This is a genomic window from Pseudomonas sp. GL-B-19 (assembly GCF_019956415.1).
Taxonomy (GTDB): Bacteria; Pseudomonadota; Gammaproteobacteria; order Pseudomonadales; family Pseudomonadaceae; genus Aquipseudomonas.
This window is the reverse complement of record NZ_JAHBDK010000064.1, coordinates 184,716-201,474: the sequence shown is the minus strand read 5'-3', so window position 1 is coordinate 201,474 and position 16,759 is coordinate 184,716. Positions and strand designations below refer to the sequence as shown.

Here is a 16,759-nt window from a genome sequence, read left to right as displayed (position 1 = left end):
GTGACCATCGGGCACCGTGAGCGCTTTGACGGTCTAGGGCCTGTCGCTATACTGCGCGTCAACTCCACGGACAAAAGAGCCGAGCTCAAGTGAACCGGCCTACGCCAGTAAAAACCGACAACTTCTTCCTGCTGATCTTCCGGGCACTGCGCCACCGCCGTGTACCGATTGCATTGCGCATCGCCAGCCATAACGTGATCCTGGTCGCCCTGGCCCTGGTGATCTACGCCGGCGTGATGGGTTTGCAGTTCAAGCAGGCCATGCACGAGCAGGCAGATGCGCTGGGCGAAAGCCTGACCACGCAGACCGCCACCTCCGCTACGGAGCTGTTGGTGTCCAACGACATCCTCAGCCTCAATGTGCTGCTCAACAACCTGACCAAGAACAAGCTGGTGGCCCACGCCGCCATCTATAGCGTGGATAACCGCATCCTCGCCGAGGCCGGTCAGCGTCCCAAGCACAGCCTGTTGGGCGAAGCCGAGGGCATGTACCAGAGCAAGATCACGTTCCAGGACGTGACCGCCGGGCAACTGCGCATCAGCCTGGACATGGACCAATTCCAGCAGCCAATGACCATCAGCCTACAAAGCATGGGCATTTTGAGTGCGATCCTGTTGGCGTTGTCGCTGGCCCTGAGCCTGCGTCTGGGTCGGCACATCTCTACGCCGCTGCTGCAATTGCGCGTATGGCTGCGCAATATCGACGAATACACCCCGGCCACTGAGCGCCAGGACGAGATCGGCGACCTGGCCCGTCAGCTGCACGCCAATTTCGCACCGGAGCCCGCCGAGCCGGAACCGGCGCCGGAGCCTGAGTACGACGACAGCGATGAAGACGCGGACGACAACGAGCCAACCTTCGAAGTACGCAACTTGCGTGACCCGAGTTTCGATGAAACCAAACCCGTCGCCAGCCTGAAACCAGCGCCACGACACATTGTCAGCACCGTTGAAGACGACGATGACGATGATGCGTTTGCCGACCTGCGTGACGAGTCGGTCGCCGTCGCACCGAAACCGGCAGCAAAACCCGTGATCTCGAACGTGCCACAGCACAGCGCCGTCCTGGCCGTGCAACTGGGCGCTCAGGACCAACTGCGTCGCCTGCCCCGCACGCGCCTCGAAGAATTGCTGAAACGCTATCGCGACTGCCTTGATCAGGCTGCTTCGCTCTACCAAAGCGAACTGCACACACTGAACGATGGCAGCACGCTGATGCTGTTCCACACCGAAGACAGTGGCGACGACTACCTGACCAACGCCATCTGCTGCGGTGAATTGCTGCGAGCCCTGGGCCATCAGTTGCAGATTGAAGTCGCGGACAGTGGCATCACCCTGCAATTGCAGTTGGGTCTGACGCTGGGTGAGGAGTTGTTCGGTATGAGCCAGATCGATTTGCTGCTGACCGAAACCGCTCAGGACGCCCTGGCCCTGTCGCAACACAGCCGCAACCTGCTGCTGGTGCAGCGCAAGATCGGTGACGACGTGCTGATTCGTCAGCGTGCACGGATTCGCCCTATTGCGAGCCCTGAGGGCGCTTGCTGTGTGGAGCGGTTGATGGAGCCCTATCCGTCGATGCTGGAACGGCAACTGGCGCGGATGCATGAGCGCCGGGCGTAAGCCCCGCTGTAAAGAAGCCCGCAGACAAGAGATTGTCTGCGGGCTTTTTGTTGTCTGTTCTGGCCCCATCGCGAGCAGGCTCGCTCCCACAGGGATCTTCTGTGGACACATCCTCTGTGAGCATCAGAGATCCCCTGTGGGAGCGAGCCTGCTCGCGAAGGGGCCTTCAGCAGCGCTACAGATATCCAACCTGCTGAAACAACAAAGCCCGCACAAGGCGGGCTTTGCTTTAGATCAGTCCAGGCTTAGAACCTGAACACTTCCATATCGGTCCGGATCGGCAAAGCCATCGGGATCTTCGGCTGTTTCTCTTGCTCGGCCGCCGGCGCGACAGGTTTTGCCGCAGGTTTACGCGGCGCGTCAGCAATCGCTGGCTGGTTGGCCAATGGCTTGAGCGCCACCGACAACTGCTCCGCCAGACGCTGCAACAACACACCTTGCGCCTGAACCTGCGCCGCTGTGCTGCCCGCGTGCTGTTCTTGCAGGTGAATGATGCGGTTATCGCGAACCTTTCCACGACGGTCGATCAATCGCCATTGCGCATCCAGGACTGCCGGTTGCGACACACCCGAGTCCAGGCGAGTAATCGTCAGCAGTACCTGAACATCCGGGGTAAAGCCCGCTGTGGCAGGCGCCAGCACAACGCGCTGACTGTCCAGTCGACCGGCTACCTGACGCAGCAACAGCTGATCAATGTCGGAAGACAGGCTGCCCGCCCAACGACCGTCGGTGGCAGCTTGCAGACTGCCATCGGGCTGTCGCTGCAACAGGGTTTCGCGTTGCAGGTAATCGGCAACCGTTACCGGGCCCAACAATACCGCCATGCCCGAGCTTTGCGCAGGCGCAACCGGGCTTCCGCTGTCCAGTTGATACAGCGACACCGGCTGGTGAACGCTGCAACCCGCAAGGCCTAGCAAGCCAGCGAGCATCAAAATAAAAGGAAGGCGCAGAGCAGTCATCGTCCCATCCAGGTGGCCGCCACAAGGCTAACCACAGTGAAAATACTCAATAAATATGAAGAACGCTCGACCACGCCGGCGCTTGAAAGGCCATATCATCCGTGAATATGCGTTCCGACTCCAGCGCCAAAGCGTCGATCTACGTGTTAAATCGCAGATCGACCGCTCTAGGACGCTTAATTATTGAGGTTTTCGACGAGCAGCGCATCCACCCTCTGAAAACCACGTGGCAACTTGTTACCACGACGCCCACGCTCACCTTTGTAGTGTTCGAGGTCGTCTGCTTTCAGTGACAAGGTACGTTTTCCGGCCTGCAACACCAAAGTGGCACCCTCCGGCAATACGGCGATGTCCGTCACATACTCTTCGCGATTGGCCACACGCTCACCGGTGATGCCGATGATCTTGTTGCCTTTGCCCTTACCTAATTGTGGCAGGTCGCTGATTTTGAAGATCAGCAAGCGACCTTCGGTTGTCACCGAAGCCAGCCAGTTGTTCTCGCGATCAGCCACCGGGCGCGGGAGAATGACTTTCGAGTTGCTCGGCAGGCTCAGCAGCGCCTTGCCGGCCTTGTTCTTGGCCTGGAAATCTTCACCTTTGACCACGAAACCATACCCGGCGTCGGAAGCGATCACGTACAGCGAATCGTCTTCCGGCATCAGCACGCATTCAAAACTCGCGCCCGGCGGAGGCGTCAGACGACCGGTCAACGGCTCGCCCTGGCCACGGGCCGATGGCAACGTGTGCGTCGCCACCGAATAACTGCGACCGGTGGAGTCGATAAACACCGCAAACTGGTTGGAGCGGCCGGCCGCCAAGGCCTTGAAACCGTCTCCGGCCTTGTAGGAAAGTCCAGTGGCGTCGATCTCATGCCCTTTGGCAGAGCGAACCCAGCCTTTTTCCGACAGCACAACCGTCACTTTCTCATTCGGCAGCAGATCGTGCTCGGTCAGGGCCTTGGCTTCGGCGCGCTCGACAATCGGCGAACGGCGATCGTCGCCATAGGTTTCGGCGTCCTTGATCAGCTCGGTGCGTACCAGCTTTTTCAGCTTGGCTTCGCTGCCCAGCAGGGCCTGCAGCTTGGCTTGCTCCTTGAGCAGCTCATCCTGCTCGGCACGCAGCTTCATCTCTTCCAGTCGCGCCAACTGACGCAAACGGGTGTCGAGAATGTATTCGGCCTGGATTTCACTCAGGGCGAAACGCGCGATCAGCGCCGCTTTTGGATGCTCCTCGGTGCGGATGATGTGAATCACTTCATCCAGGTTGAGGTAGGCAATCAACAAACCGTCCAACAGGTGCAGGCGACGTTCGACCTTATCGAGGCGGAATTGCAGGCGGCGACGCACGGTCTGCACCCGGAACTCCAGCCACTCGACCAGCAGCGCCCGCAGGTTTTTCAGCTGCGGCTTGCCGTCCAGACCAATGATGTTGATGTTGACCCGGTAGCTCGACTCCAGCTCGGTGCTGGCGAACAGATGCTGCATCAGCGCATCGTGGTCAAAGTTTTTCCGCGCACCCGGAATGATCACGATGCGGCATGGGTTTTCGTGGTCGGATTCGTCGCGCAGGTCAGCGATCTGCGGCGCCTTGGACGGTTTGGCCTGCATCATCGCCGCAATCTGTTCCAGCACCTTGGCACCCGATACCTGGTGCGGCAGCGCGGTGACGATAATGTCGCCGTCTTCGATGTGGTAGACGGCGCGCATACGCACCGAGCCCTTGCCGGTTTCGTAGATTTTCAGCAGGTCGGCGCGCGGGGTGATGATTTCCGCTTCGGTCGGGTAATCCGGGCCCTGGATGTGTTCAAAGAGCTGTTCGACCGTGGCTTTGGGCTCATCGAGCAAACGCACGCACGCCGTCGCGACTTCGCGCAGGTTGTGCGGCGGCACATCGGTGGCCATGCCCACGGCGATGCCGGTGGTGCCGTTAAGCAGGATGTTCGGCAAACGTGCCGGCAACACCAGCGGCTCGTCGAGGGTGCCGTCGAAGTTCGGGCCCCAGTCCGCAGTGCCCTGCCCCAATTCACTGAGCAGCACTTCGGAATAACGCGACAGCCGCGCTTCGGTGTAACGCATGGCGGCGAACGACTTGGGATCATCCGGCGCACCCCAGTTACCCTGACCGTCGACCAACGTGTAGCGATAGCTGAAAGGCTGGGCCATCAGGACCATGGCTTCGTAGCAGGCCGAATCGCCGTGCGGGTGGAACTTGCCGAGCACGTCACCGACGGTACGCGCCGATTTCTTGTGCTTGGAGTCGGCGTCCAGCCCCAACTCGCTCATCGCATAGATGATGCGTCGCTGTACCGGTTTCAGGCCGTCGCCGATATGCGGCAAGGCACGGTCCATGATCACGTACATGGAATAGTTGAGGTAGGCATTTTCGGTGAAGTCAGCCAGTGACCGGCGTTCTACACCGTCCAGGCTGAGATCAAGGGAGTCGCTCATGCGGGCCTCATTGGTTCGTTGTCTGGCGCAGCAGCATGGTGCCACCGCGCTGGGTAAATTCAAGTTTGTTCAGTGCGCTCATGCCGAGCAGCACCTGTTTGCCTTCCAGTCCTGGTGCAACCAGCGCGCGAACATCACGCAACACAATGTCGCCCAGTTGCAGCCGGTCGATGCGGGTTCGATAGCCCTCGCTCAGACCATTGGCCGTGCTCAGGGTCACCCCGAAGCCTTGTTCCAGTTTCAACCCCTTGGCCACACTGGCCGGAATTGACACATCCGTTGCTCCAGTATCGAGCATGAAGTCCACCGGGTGGCCGTTGATAGCACCGCTGACGACAAAATGCCCCTGGCGGTTGCTGACCAGCTTCACTTCGATAAACCCTTCACCCTGCTCCGAGGTGACGACGGCATTGGGGTTTTGCTGACGCGCCTCCCATTGCCCGAAAAACCGTGTCGCCAGAAATAACGCGGCGCACCAGGCCAATATCAGCATGACCCGCCCGACGCGTTTGCCCGGCGTTTGCTGGCTCACGGCTTGGCGCTCCAGCCACCTTCAGGCGCGGCGAAGCGCCAGACAACCGGGCGACTTTCGCCATCGGCACGGGCACCGTTGTTGTTATCGACACCGATCCACGCACCGTCTGCGTCCACGACCAATGCTTCTTCCAACCCATAGCTCTGTGGATAACGACGGTTTTCCTGCAACAACTCGGCCGCATACGACCAGCAGCGCTCGACTTTAGCCGTCTGCGGATCACGGCGACAAATCTGGTACGCGTTGCGCTCAAGGGTGAACAATTTGCCGTTGAACAACGACACGTCGGAAAAATCCCGGGGCACCGGTTTGGCCTTGGGAAATTGCGGTGGCTGCATTTCCATGCCCGCTTCGCTTAGCAGCACACAGCCACCTTCGCAGTCCCACACCGTTTGTTTGCGCTTGATCGTCAACAATCCACGGCTTTGACGCTCGGCAGCGAACCACATTTGATCACCCGCCGGATTGATCGCCAGGCCCTCAAACAGCGCATTGAATTGCAATAACATGCCACTGGCCCGTGCTTCGCGAACCAGCATCGGTGAGATTTTCAGCCAGGTCGCCGGCCCCGTCAGAGGGACTTGCAGGACCGCCGCATGGGCTTCGCTGACGATGTAGCGATTACCGGCGCTGTCGCAGGTAATGGCTTCGAAATCCAGATCACCGCCACGCACGAACGACGCCACCCAGGCGCGCGAGCGCAATCCCCAGGGCAAGCCACTGCCCGGTACCGCAGGCACACCGATGCCCACGGCTTCAGCCTGCCAGACCGTGTCGCGGGTATCGAGGCGATAGATTTGATCGTCGTCGCGATCGGATACCGCCCACAGGTCCTTGCCGCACTGGGCAAGTCCCGACAGATTGCCGCCGCGCATGCCGTCAACCGGATGCTCGGCTACCACGCGCAATTCTGGTGCCGGTTCAGCAAACGCCAGAACCGGGGCCAGAAGTAAACAACATGCCAGGGCAAAGCCACGCGGCATCAACCAAGAACCTCGGCCAGGTTGCCCTTGGATTCCAGCCAGGATTTGCGATCACCGGCGCGTTTCTTCGCCAGCAACATGTCCATCATTTCCGACGTTGCTTCGAAATCGTCCAGCGTCAACTGCACCAGACGCCGGGTATTCGGGTCCATGGTGGTTTCGCGCAGCTGTGGCGGGTTCATTTCACCCAGACCTTTGAATCGGGTGACCTGCGGCTTGCCGCGCTTTTTCTCGGCGACCAGACGATCCAGAATGCCATCGCGCTCGGCCTCGTCCAGGGCGTAGTAAATCTCTTTGCCCAAGTCGATGCGGTACAGCGGCGGCATGGCGACATAGACGTGACCGGCATCCACCAACGGGCGGAAATGCTGGACGAACAACGCACACAGCAACGTGGCGATGTGCAAACCGTCGGAGTCGGCGTCGGCGAGGATGCAGATTTTGCCGTAACGCAGCTGGGCGATGTCCGCCGAGCCCGGGTCGACACCGATGGCCACAGCAATGTTATGCACTTCCTGGCTGGCTAGCACTTCGCTGCCGTCGACTTCCCACGTGTTCAGAATCTTGCCGCGCAACGGCAGGATGGCTTGAAACTCTTTGTCCCTCGCTTGCTTGGCGGAACCGCCGGCGGAATCACCTTCCACCAGAAACAGCTCGGAACGCATCGGGTCCTGCCCGGCACAATCAGCCAGTTTGCCCGGCAGCGCCGGCCCGGCGGTGATGCGCTTGCGCTCGACCTTCTTGCTCGCCTTGAGGCGGCGGCCGGCGTTGTTGATCGCCAGCTCCGCCAGCAGCATGCCGGTTTCCGGGTTGGCATTGAGCCACAGGCTGAAAGCGTCCTTGACCACACCGGAAACAAAAGCCGCCGCTTCACGGGACGACAATCGTTCTTTGGTCTGGCCGGAGAATTGCGGCTCCTGCATTTTCATCGACAGCACGAAAGCGATGCGTTCCCAGACGTCTTCCGGCGCCAGCTTCACGCCACGCGGCAGCAGGCTGCGGAATTCGCAGAACTCGCGCATGGCATCGAGCAAGCCCTGGCGCAAACCGTTGACGTGCGTACCGCCCTGGGCCGTCGGGATCAGGTTGACGTAGCTTTCCTGCACCGCGTCGCCACCTTCCGGCAACCACAGCAGCGCCCAGTCGACCGCTTCTTTATTACCGGCCAGGCTGCCGCAGAACGGCTCGTCCGGCAGGCGTTCGAATTCGCTGACCGCGTCTACCAGATAGGAGCGCAGGCCGTCTTCGTAATGCCACTCGACTTTTTCACCGGTGGCCTTGTCTTCAAAACTGACCAGCAGTCCCGGGCACAGCACAGCCTTGGCCTTGAGCACGTGCTTGAGACGGCTGATGGAGAATTTCGGTGAATCGAAGTATTTCGGGTCCGGGGCGAAGAACACGCTGGTTCCGGTGTTGCGCTTACCGACCGTGCCGATCACTTCCAGCTCGGTTTTTTTGTAACCGTCGGCGAACGTCATCTGGTATTCGTTGCCGTCACGCTTTACGCGCACCCGGACTTCGGTCGACAAGGCGTTGACCACCGAAATACCCACCCCGTGCAGACCGCCGGAGAACTGGTAGTTCTTGTTGGAAAACTTGCCACCCGCGTGGAGCTTGGTGAGGATCAGTTCAACGCCCGACACGCCCTCTTCCGGGTGAATGTCCACCGGCATGCCACGGCCGTCGTCGCTGACTTCCAGGGAGTGGTCGGCGTGCAGGATGACCTGCACCGATGTCGCATGCCCGGCCAAGGCTTCGTCGACGCTGTTGTCGATGACTTCCTGGGCGAGGTGGTTCGGCCGACTGGTGTCGGTGTACATGCCGGGGCGCTTGCGCACCGGGTCGAGGCCCGAGAGGACTTCGATGGCGTCTGCGTTATAAGAGCTAGCGCTGGGAGTGGCCATGGGGTCTCGTCGTCAAATGTTCGTGAAATAGAGGCGACGGCTCACAGTGCTGTGAAATCGATCGCCTGATACAAATCTGCGCCGATACCGGCAAAACTCAGCATTGCCGGCAGCTGCGCGGCAAACCCCTGGAAACTATGGTCGCCGCCGGCCTGGATGCGCAAGGCACACGCCCGGTAATACTGCTGGGCCTGTCGATAGTCCAGCGTTTCGTCACCGGTCTGCAACCACACCTGATACCGCTGCGGGTCCTGGGGTGCCGGCACTTCCAGCTCGGCCAGGGCCGTCACGTGGTCGTGGGTCAACTCCCAAGCCTCATCGGTATACAGGTTTTTCTGCGTCCCCAGGAACCCGTCGAACATCCGGTGCGGACTGACGGCCGGGTTGATCAGCAAAGCCTTGAGGCCATGGCGCTCGGCCAAGAGAGTCGCATAGTAGCCGCCGAGTGAGCTGCCGACCAGCAGTGGCCGTTGCAGCTCGGCAATCGCCTGCTCCAGCTGACCGATGGCCTCGCGAGGGTGGTGATGCAAGGCTGGCACGCGCAACTGATCGCTCAAACCCAGACGGTCCATCACTTGCATCAACTGCGTGGCCTTTTTCGACGCAGGCGCGCTGTTGAAACCGTGGATATAAAGGATCGAACCGGACATTTGAGCTCCCTGTGCGTCGGGTAAAGAGGCGCAGTTTACAGGGACTCGGGGGGATCGGGGATATCCTCGGGATTCGTGGTGCCTTTGAGGGCGCCATCGCGAGCAGGCTCACTCCCACATTGGAATGCATGTCCCTGTAGGAGTGAGCCTGCTCGCGATGAACGATAACGCGGTCTAAAGGTTATGCCGGATCAACGGTATCCAGCACCCGATTCACCGCCAGTTCAGCCAGCATGACAATTTGCTGAAGCGCCATGACCGTATGCCGGTCCGGACCTTGCAGGCGCGCCGCGAAATCACTGGCCATCACACTCGCCGAAGCCAGTGACTCACAGGAATGGGCTAACAGGCTTTCTATGTCTATGTCGGGGGCGACCATAAACATCGTGCTGGATTTGCGAACAGTATCTGGAGGATTTGGTGTTGGTTTGAACATGGTGACACCTCAGTTCATTGATATAGAGCCACCCCCAATTGCCGCGATGCAATGTAAGGGTGGCAGCTGTACGCGGGTTCGCGGACCGAGAACTGAGAATCGGCATACCCGAAGGTATCCCACGCACAGCCGCCATGAAACAAAACGACAGGCACTCAAAAGTGCTGTTGTAAGGCGCGGCGATTATGCCTCAGTTCAGTGGGCCGCGAAGCCCGGACGCTGAATGTATCAGCGACAGAGCAAAGGCTAGTGAAGCCACGTCCGACGGGCAACCTGAAAAGATCGTGGGAAGGTTCCGAAATTTCTGCTGACCATTAAACAGTGTCGTCGGTGAGGACGCCTTCGCTGGCAAGCCAGCTCCTACAGGGGAATGGTGTGCATCTGCTGGAAATTGGTCGGCTGTCAGGCCGCCATCGCAGGCGAGGCAGTTCCCACAATAGGTCGGCGTACAGCCCTTGCTCCTCACCACTCAACAGGCCGAGCGTTAGCTCGCCTGCAGCTCTTGATCTTGATCCACCCGCCCCTTCGGGAGGCTGAGTGGAGGTGTGCATCCGGGGAGTGGCGCGCAGCGCCGTTCGACGCAGTCGAACACGCTGCATGTAGGTCGAAGCGAAGCCGACCGGAGGGCAGTGTCCCCGGATGGATACCGGAGCGAAGGAACGCCGAGCCTTGGCGAGGGGCCGGACGCTCGGGGCGAGACCTTTTGGTTCCTTTTGGGGCGTTTGCCAAAAGGGACTCGCTGTAAGAGCGAAACCATTAGCGGCCGTTACCGCAGAAACGGATATGCACCCAAAAACTCAGTAACCGTTGGAGCTGTAATCAACCTGAAAATCAAACCCGGTGACCCGTTCGACACCGGTTTCGATCCGCCCATCGGGCAACAACCGCAACCAGCGATACCCCGGCGCCTGCTCCCCGACCTTGAAATCATCGCTGCCCGGCTCGAACTGAATGCAGGTCGAAGGCGAGGCGATCAGCCGAACACCGTTACGCAGTTGATCGATCTCTTGATGCACATGCCCCCATAAAACCGCCCGCACCTGCGGAAAACGATCGAGTACCGCAAACAGCGCCTCAGGGTTGCGCAACCCGATCGGCTCCATCCACGCACAGCCAATCGACACCGGATGATGGTGAAAACACACCAGATGATGCCGCTCCGGTGCCTCACTCAGTGATCGAGCCAACAACTGCAGCTGTTCATCCTGCAAATACCCCGGCACCGAACCCGGCACGGCGGAATCGAGCAACGTGACCCGCCAGTTACCGACATCCACCACCGATTCCAGCATTGCGCTCTGCACTGTTGCCTCGGCCATGACCTGTGGCTCATCGTGATTGCCGGGAATCCAGCGCGCCGGCGCATCGAGCTGACGGGTCAGTTCGCGGAACTGCTGGTAGGACTCCAGCGTCCCGTCCTGAGACAGGTCGCCACTGGCGATGACCAAGTCGATGTGCGGCTGCTGAAGCTGCACCAACTCGATGACTTTTTGCAGGCTGTCCCGGGTGTTCATGCCCAGCAACGTCCCGCCCGCTTGCGCAAACAGATGACTGTCGGAGAGTTGCACCAGCAACGCCGGATCGGCGGTGGTCAATGTGGATACGCTCGGCAAGGCGTTCTCCCAGGACTGAATCACGGGTGTGGATGGGTGCTGCAATTATGCTGGGGGACGCTCAAAAGGGGAAATCTGTGAACCAGACACAGTTCACAACTAGCGCCCTATCCCCCAAATATGCTCTTTTTTTGGCGAGTGGTCATTGTCGCCAGGCAAGGCGCCGCGACGACTCATAGCTAGCTATGGGGAGGAGCGGCAACGCAGCATGGTGACAATGAACACCGCCAAAAATGAGCATATTTGGGAGATAGGGCGCTCAACGCACAACGGCGTACTCGTGTCCGCAGGCCAGGCAATGGCTCAGCCATTCGCCTAGAAACATGTTCAGCTGGGCCTTTTCGTCCGGCTGATGCATCGACGCGTTCGGGTAAGGATAGATGCCGCGAAAACGCCGTGCATGTTCGGCACTGACGACTTCGGCCATGCAGGCGTCGTGATAGACCTGCACTTCCAGCTGCGGTATTGGCAGCCAGGGCAGGCTGTGTTCCTGGCGCACTAGCAGGGTCGTGGTGTACGGACAGACCTGCAACACTTCCAGCGCCAGCACGCCGAGCATCTGTTCGCCGTGGGTGACGGCAATGCGCCGCGCCGCCGGCTCGTCGCGCATGTCTGGCAGCAGTCGCATCAAGCGCGCGTAGTTCGCCTCGCAGGAAGCTTGCAGCCCCGCAAGGTCCACCCTATAACGATCGCGCAGCTTGTTTACGACCATAACCCCCTCACTTCAGCGCGGTTTAAAGCTAACCATTGCAAGGCAATGATGCTGGCCGCGTTGGCAATTCGTCCGTCACGTACGGCTTGCAAGGCATCTTCGAACGCCCAGACCGTGACGCGGATATCTTCAGCTTCTTCCTCCAGCCCATGCAGGCCACCAACCCCGTTCGTGTCGCAACGCCCCAGGAACAAGTGCACGAATTCATTGCTGCCGCCCGGCGACGGGAAATATTTGATCATCGGCCAGAGCGCCCCGAACACAAGCCCAGCTTCCTCCTGCCCTTCGCGGTGAGCAACTTCTTCCGGCACTTCTTCCTTGTCGATCAGACCAGCGACCAGTTCGATCAGCCAAGGGTTGTCGGTCTTGCCCATGGCACCGACACGAAATTGCTCGATCAGCACCACTTCGTCGCGCTGCGGGTCGTAAGGCAGCACACACACTGCATCGTGGCGCACGAACACTTCACGATTGATCTCGCGACTCATACCACCCGCGAACAGTTCGTGGCGCAAGTGCACGCGGTCGAGCTTATAAAAGCCCTCGTAGCACTTTTCGCGCCGAACGATATCAACGGCGGTCGGAATGGCGTTGGCAAAATCAGTCATGACTATCCTCTTTACTGCAAATCCATTACGAGGCTCCTTTTTGTTACTTGCAACCTCGACTTCGCGCCATCCTAACGCGCCTGCGACATTTGATGCAGCCCCTTTCCCGTCAGCGGGATAGACGGTGAGGGCGAAACCAACTCTAATTAGCTTAGTGGCGAACTGACTGCTTCGTTGATAGTCGAAGCGGATAACTTTTTTGCCTTCCCCTGTTTTGCAAAGGACGCCCATGTCGCTTTTTAAAATCGCCTCCGTGGCCGCTATCGCCCTGACGCTGGGCGCCTGCCAGAGCCTGTTTCAGCCCAGCTACCGGGCACCACTGGAAACCACCCGCGACGCCACCGAAACCCTGAAACCGGGTTGCACCACATCCGAATGCCCGCTGGTGAACATCGATACAGTGCACTTTCCTGCCGAACCCGCGCTGGACGGCATCGTCGAAAAACGCCTGCTGCAATTGACCCGCACCTCACCGGACGCCCCAGTGGCACCCACGCTGACGGCCTATCGTGACGAATTTTTGCGCACCGCCAGTCCGCGTTCCAGCAGCTACCTGCAAGCCAAAGTACGTGAACAGCATGACGGCTTGGTGATCGTCGAATTTTCCAGCTACCTGGACACCGGCGGCGCTCATGGCACACCGGGCCGCGGTTTTATCAACTATTCACGCCAGCAACACAAAGTGTTGACGCTGTCGGACATGCTGATTCCAGGTCAGGAAGAAGCGTTCTGGAAGGCGGCGCAAGTCGCGCACAACAGCTGGTTGATCAGCACCAAGCTCGATCAGGAACCGGAGTTCGTGAAGAGCTGGCCGTTCCAGAAAACCCAGAACGTGGCGCTGACCTACGGCGGGGTGATCCTCAAGTACGAAACCAGCACCATCGCGCCTTACGCGCTGGGCCATATCGAACTGAAGATCCCTTACCCGCGTTTGAACGGCATCATCAAGCCCGAGCTGTTTCCCGGCCGTAGCTGAAGGCCCGACCCAGCACCAACTGCAGCAGCCCTGCCAGAATCAACGACGGCAGGGTTGCGCCGATGTCCGGATACAGATTGGCCAACAAATGATAGGTGCTCACCCCACCCAACCAGGCGAGCAATGCCGGCCAGCGCAACGCGGCTGACGCCACTTGAGCCGAACGTTTGCGCAAGATGAAGTGATCCACCAGCACCACGCCGAACAGCGGCGCAAACACCGAACCGATCAACAGCAGGAAGTTCTGGTACTGGGCCAGCGGTGCCAGGCACGCGATCAGTGTGCAGATCACGCCGATGGCCAGCGCCAGATGCTCGACTTTCAAGCGCAACAAAATTCCGCTGGAAACGGCGGCCGAGTGAATATCGGCGAAGGCATTTTCCGACTCGTCCAACAGGATCAGCAGCAGCGGAATGCCCAGACCGGCACCGGCCAGCGCCAGCAGCAAGGCATTCACTTCACCGCTCGGCGCGAACGCCAGGGTGTAAGCCACGCCCAGGCTCATCAGCCAGAAATTACCGATGAAGAAGCCCAGCGCCGTACCACCGAAGACGTTTTTCGCACGCTTGCCGAAACGCGAATAGTCGGCGATCAGCGGCAGCCAGGACAGCGGCATCGCGATGGCAATGTCGAAACCCACGGCAAACGGCATCGAACCATCACCGGCCTGCGCCCACAACGCGGCCAGATCGGCTTTGGCAAACAGGTTCCAGGTCAGCCAGATGCACGCAGCCAGCAACAACCAGATGCCCCACTTGCGCAGGATTTGCCGCACGAATGTCAGGGGACCGCTGACGGCAAGCAAGGTCGCCAAACCACCGAAGAAAATTGTCCAGAGCAGCGGATTCGACAGCAGGCTGCCTTCGCTAAATGCCCGCGCGCCCAACAGGCTGGCAGCGTCGCGCATGACTATGATTTCGAACGAGCCCCAACCGATCAGTTGTAGCAGGTTCAGCACGGCCGGCAAGCTCGCGCCACGTTTGCCGAGGCTGAGTTTGAGTGCGGCCATCGACGACAGACCGGTGTCACTGCCGATCACGCCGACGGCGGCCAGCAGCAGAACGCCGACCAGGGTGCCGAGGAAGATCGCCAGCAACGAACCGGACAGGCCCAAGCCTGGCGCGAGCAGTGCGCCAGTCTGCAGCACCATCAGGCCGATGCCGAGGGAGAACCACAGGGAAAACAGATCGCGACCGCCGAAGACACGTTTGTCGGTCGGCACCGCGATGTCTGGTGAATAAGTACTCGGTTGAATGCTCAAGGGTGTTATCTCAGAGGGACATTTGTTGTTGTGTAGACCTTCACTTTCTGTAGGAGCAAGGCTTGCCAGCGATGGCGATCTCAAGTGCGCTATCGCGGGCAAGCCTTGCTCCTACAAAAGCTACGCCAGCCTGAAAGGACTGGCGCGGGATCGATCAAACCTTCTTGTACAGCTGACTGCCTTCCTGCTTGAACCGTTCAGCCTGATCCGCCAACCCCTGGGCGACCTCGGCATCCACGGTTTCGATCCGCTGGTTGGCCGCGTATTCACGGACTTCCTGAGTGATCTTCATCGAGCAGAATTTCGGCCCGCACATGGAGCAGAAGTGCGCGACCTTGGCCGAATCCTTCGGCAGGGTTTCATCGTGATACGAACGGGCGGTGTCCGGATCCAGACCGAGGTTGAACTGGTCTTCCCAACGGAATTCGAACCGCGCCTTGCTCAAGGCATTGTCGCGAATCTGCGCGCCCGGATGCCCTTTGGCCAGATCCGCGGCATGCGCGGCGATCTTGTAGGTGATGATCCCGGTCTTCACGTCATCCTTGTTCGGCAGGCCCAAGTGCTCCTTCGGCGTCACGTAGCAGAGCATGGCGCAACCGAACCAGCCGATCATCGCCGCGCCGATCCCGGAGGTGATGTGGTCGTAACCCGGTGCAATGTCGGTGGTCAGCGGGCCGAGGGTGTAGAACGGCGCTTCGTCACAGCATTCCAGCTGCTTGTCCATGTTCTCTTTGATCAACTGCATCGGCACGTGACCCGGGCCTTCGATCATGCACTGCACGTCGTGTTTCCAGGCGATCTTGGTCAGCTCGCCGAGGGTTTCCAGCTCGCCGAATTGTGCGGCGTCGTTGGCGTCGGCAATCGAGCCCGGACGCAGGCCATCACCCAGCGAAAAGCTGACGTCGTAGGCCTTCATGATTTCGCAGATGTCTTCGAAATGGGTGTAGAGGAAGTTTTCCTTGTGATGCGCCAGGCACCACTTGGCCATGATCGAGCCGCCACGGGAAACGATACCGGTCACGCGTTTGGCGGTCAGCGGCACGTAACGCAGCAACACGCCGGCATGGATGGTGAAGTAGTCGACGCCCTGCTCGGCCTGCTCGATCAGCGTGTCGCGGAACAGCTCCCAGGTCAGATCTTCGGCAGCGCCACCGACTTTTTCCAGGGCCTGGTAAATCGGTACCGTACCGATTGGCACTGGCGAGTTACGGATGATCCACTCGCGGGTTTCGTGAATGTGTTTGCCGGTGGACAAGTCCATGACCGTGTCCGAACCCCAGCGAATGCCCCAGGTCAGCTTCGCCACTTCTTCTTCGATGGACGAACCCAGGGCACTGTTGCCGATGTTGCCGTTGATCTTCACCAGGAAGTTACGGCCGATGATCATCGGTTCCAGTTCGGTGTGGTTGATGTTGGCCGGAATGATTGCGCGACCGCGGGCGATCTCGTCACGGACGAATTCGGGGGTGATGATTTTCGGCACGCTGGCGCCGAAGCTGTGGCCGGCGTGTTGCTGGTCCAGCAGCCCGGCGGCGCGGGCCACTTCCAGTTTCATGTTTTCGCGGATGGCGACGTATTCCATCTCGGCGGTGATGATGCCTTTGCGGGCGTAGTGCATCTGGCTGACGTTAGCCCCGGCCTTGGCGCGGCGCGGATTGTTGACGTGGGCGAAGCGCAGTTTGGTCAGCTCGGCATCAGCAAGGCGCTCCTGGCCGAAGTTCGAACTCAAGCCAGGCAGGCGTTCGGTGTCGCCACGGGACTCGATCCACGGTGAACGCACATCGGCCAGGCCTTTGCGCACGTCGATGATGACATTGGGGTCGGTGTACGGGCCCGAGGTGTCGTACACAACCACCGGCGCATTGATCTCGCCGCCGAAATCGGTCGGAGTCACATCCAGGCTGATTTCGCGCATAGGCACGAGGATGTCGGGACGTGAGCCCTGAACATAGATTTTTTGCGAGCGGGTAAACGGCTGAACCGACTGTTGATCGACTTGGGCCGAATCACTCAGGTTCGTCGTATTTTTTAGTTTTATCGTCATCACGGGCTCTCC

At 59.8% G+C, this 16,759-nt stretch carries 14 protein-coding genes; 2 read left to right on the top strand and 12 right to left on the bottom strand.

All coding sequences use genetic code 11. The annotated features are described in order from the left end of the window. The first annotated feature begins 89 nt into the window (after positions 1-89). Positions 90-1,619 (top strand): AhpA/YtjB family protein, encoded by a 1,530-nt coding sequence (locus KGB06_RS23875; protein WP_223520128.1) that lies wholly within the window; start codon positions 90-92, stop codon positions 1,617-1,619. A gap of 245 nt (positions 1,620-1,864) precedes the next feature. Here the strand turns inward: KGB06_RS23875 and KGB06_RS23870 are convergent, their stop codons facing one another. The 10 genes from KGB06_RS23870 to KGB06_RS23825 all read right to left on the bottom strand — a co-directional run bounded on the left by KGB06_RS23870 (position 1,865) and on the right by KGB06_RS23825 (position 12,466). After that, the gene (locus tag KGB06_RS23870) at positions 1,865-2,578 is read right to left on the bottom strand and encodes a membrane integrity-associated transporter subunit PqiC (RefSeq protein WP_223520126.1); all 714 of its coding nucleotides are present in this window, start codon (positions 2,576-2,578) and stop codon (positions 1,865-1,867) included. A 176-nt stretch (positions 2,579-2,754) separates the two neighbouring features. Beyond that, complete coding sequence (gene parC, locus KGB06_RS23865) at positions 2,755-5,025, bottom strand: DNA topoisomerase IV subunit A (RefSeq protein ID WP_223520125.1); 2,271 nt, start codon at positions 5,023-5,025, stop codon at positions 2,755-2,757. A gap of 7 nt (positions 5,026-5,032) precedes the next feature. Beyond that, complete coding sequence (locus tag KGB06_RS23860; protein ID WP_223520123.1) at positions 5,033-5,557, bottom strand: TIGR02281 family clan AA aspartic protease; 525 nt, start codon at positions 5,555-5,557, stop codon at positions 5,033-5,035. Further along, entirely contained in the window at positions 5,554-6,543 is a 990-nt protein-coding gene (locus KGB06_RS23855) for an esterase-like activity of phytase family protein (protein ID WP_223520121.1), read from the bottom strand. Before KGB06_RS23855 ends, KGB06_RS23860 begins: the two co-directional genes overlap by 4 nt. Beyond that, on the bottom strand, positions 6,543-8,447 hold the full coding sequence (parE, locus tag KGB06_RS23850) for a DNA topoisomerase IV subunit B (RefSeq protein WP_223520119.1): 1,905 nt from the start codon (positions 8,445-8,447) through the stop codon (positions 6,543-6,545). The genes KGB06_RS23855 and parE overlap by 1 nt, the downstream gene beginning before the upstream one ends. 41 nt (positions 8,448-8,488) lie before the next feature. Beyond that, a complete protein-coding gene (locus KGB06_RS23845; RefSeq protein WP_223520117.1) occupies positions 8,489-9,097 on the bottom strand; it encodes a YqiA/YcfP family alpha/beta fold hydrolase in 609 nt (202 codons plus the stop codon). 181 nt (positions 9,098-9,278) lie between these two features. Continuing rightward, the gene (locus KGB06_RS23840) at positions 9,279-9,533 is read right to left on the bottom strand and encodes a DUF6124 family protein (protein ID WP_223520115.1); all 255 of its coding nucleotides are present in this window, start codon (positions 9,531-9,533) and stop codon (positions 9,279-9,281) included. A 797-nt stretch (positions 9,534-10,330) separates the two neighbouring features. Continuing rightward, on the bottom strand, positions 10,331-11,146 hold the full coding sequence (gene cpdA / locus KGB06_RS23835) for a 3',5'-cyclic-AMP phosphodiesterase (RefSeq protein WP_223520113.1): 816 nt from the start codon (positions 11,144-11,146) through the stop codon (positions 10,331-10,333). 259 nt (positions 11,147-11,405) lie between these two features. After that, complete coding sequence (locus KGB06_RS23830) at positions 11,406-11,858, bottom strand: DUF1249 domain-containing protein (RefSeq protein ID WP_223520111.1); 453 nt, start codon at positions 11,856-11,858, stop codon at positions 11,406-11,408. Then, positions 11,849-12,466 (bottom strand): NUDIX domain-containing protein, encoded by a 618-nt coding sequence (locus KGB06_RS23825; protein WP_007946986.1) that lies wholly within the window; start codon positions 12,464-12,466, stop codon positions 11,849-11,851. Before KGB06_RS23825 ends, KGB06_RS23830 begins: the two co-directional genes overlap by 10 nt. 229 nt (positions 12,467-12,695) lie before the next feature. Here KGB06_RS23825 and KGB06_RS23820 point away from each other — a divergent pair, with 229 nt between their 5' ends. Then, positions 12,696-13,442 (top strand): RsiV family protein, encoded by a 747-nt coding sequence (locus KGB06_RS23820; RefSeq protein WP_223520109.1) that lies wholly within the window; start codon positions 12,696-12,698, stop codon positions 13,440-13,442. On the opposite strand, the gene cytX is transcribed toward KGB06_RS23820, so the two are convergent. Next, positions 13,411-14,703, bottom strand: coding sequence for a putative hydroxymethylpyrimidine transporter CytX (gene cytX / locus KGB06_RS23815; protein WP_223520107.1), 1,293 nt, complete (start codon positions 14,701-14,703; stop codon positions 13,411-13,413). The two genes, KGB06_RS23820 and cytX, sit on opposite strands and share 32 nt — an antisense overlap. Positions 14,704-14,857: 154 nt before the next feature. Next, a complete protein-coding gene (gene thiC, locus KGB06_RS23810; protein WP_054053301.1) occupies positions 14,858-16,747 on the bottom strand; it encodes a phosphomethylpyrimidine synthase ThiC in 1,890 nt (629 codons plus the stop codon). Between the last annotated feature and the right edge of the window lie 12 nt (positions 16,748-16,759).

Bases quoted from the DNA above. Each gene is read 5' to 3' on its own strand.
- KGB06_RS23870 (WP_223520126.1), bottom strand. From the start codon at position 2,578: ATGACTGCTCTGCGCCTTCCTTTTATTTTGATGCTCGCTGGCTTGCTA.
- KGB06_RS23845 (WP_223520117.1), bottom strand. From the start codon at position 9,097: ATGTCCGGTTCGATCCTTTATATCCACGGTTTCAACAGCGCGCCTGCG.
- KGB06_RS23855 (WP_223520121.1), bottom strand. From the start codon at position 6,543: ATGCCGCGTGGCTTTGCCCTGGCATGTTGTTTACTTCTGGCCCCGGTT.
- thiC (WP_054053301.1), bottom strand. From the start codon at position 16,747: ATGACGATAAAACTAAAAAATACGACGAACCTGAGTGATTCGGCCCAA.
- KGB06_RS23820 (WP_223520109.1), top strand. From the start codon at position 12,696: ATGTCGCTTTTTAAAATCGCCTCCGTGGCCGCTATCGCCCTGACGCTG.
- KGB06_RS23825 (WP_007946986.1), bottom strand. From the start codon at position 12,466: ATGACTGATTTTGCCAACGCCATTCCGACCGCCGTTGATATCGTTCGG.
- parC (WP_223520125.1), bottom strand. From the start codon at position 5,025: ATGAGCGACTCCCTTGATCTCAGCCTGGACGGTGTAGAACGCCGGTCA.
- KGB06_RS23830 (WP_223520111.1), bottom strand. From the start codon at position 11,858: ATGGTCGTAAACAAGCTGCGCGATCGTTATAGGGTGGACCTTGCGGGG.
- parE (WP_223520119.1), bottom strand. From the start codon at position 8,447: ATGGCCACTCCCAGCGCTAGCTCTTATAACGCAGACGCCATCGAAGTC.
- KGB06_RS23840 (WP_223520115.1), bottom strand. From the start codon at position 9,533: ATGTTCAAACCAACACCAAATCCTCCAGATACTGTTCGCAAATCCAGC.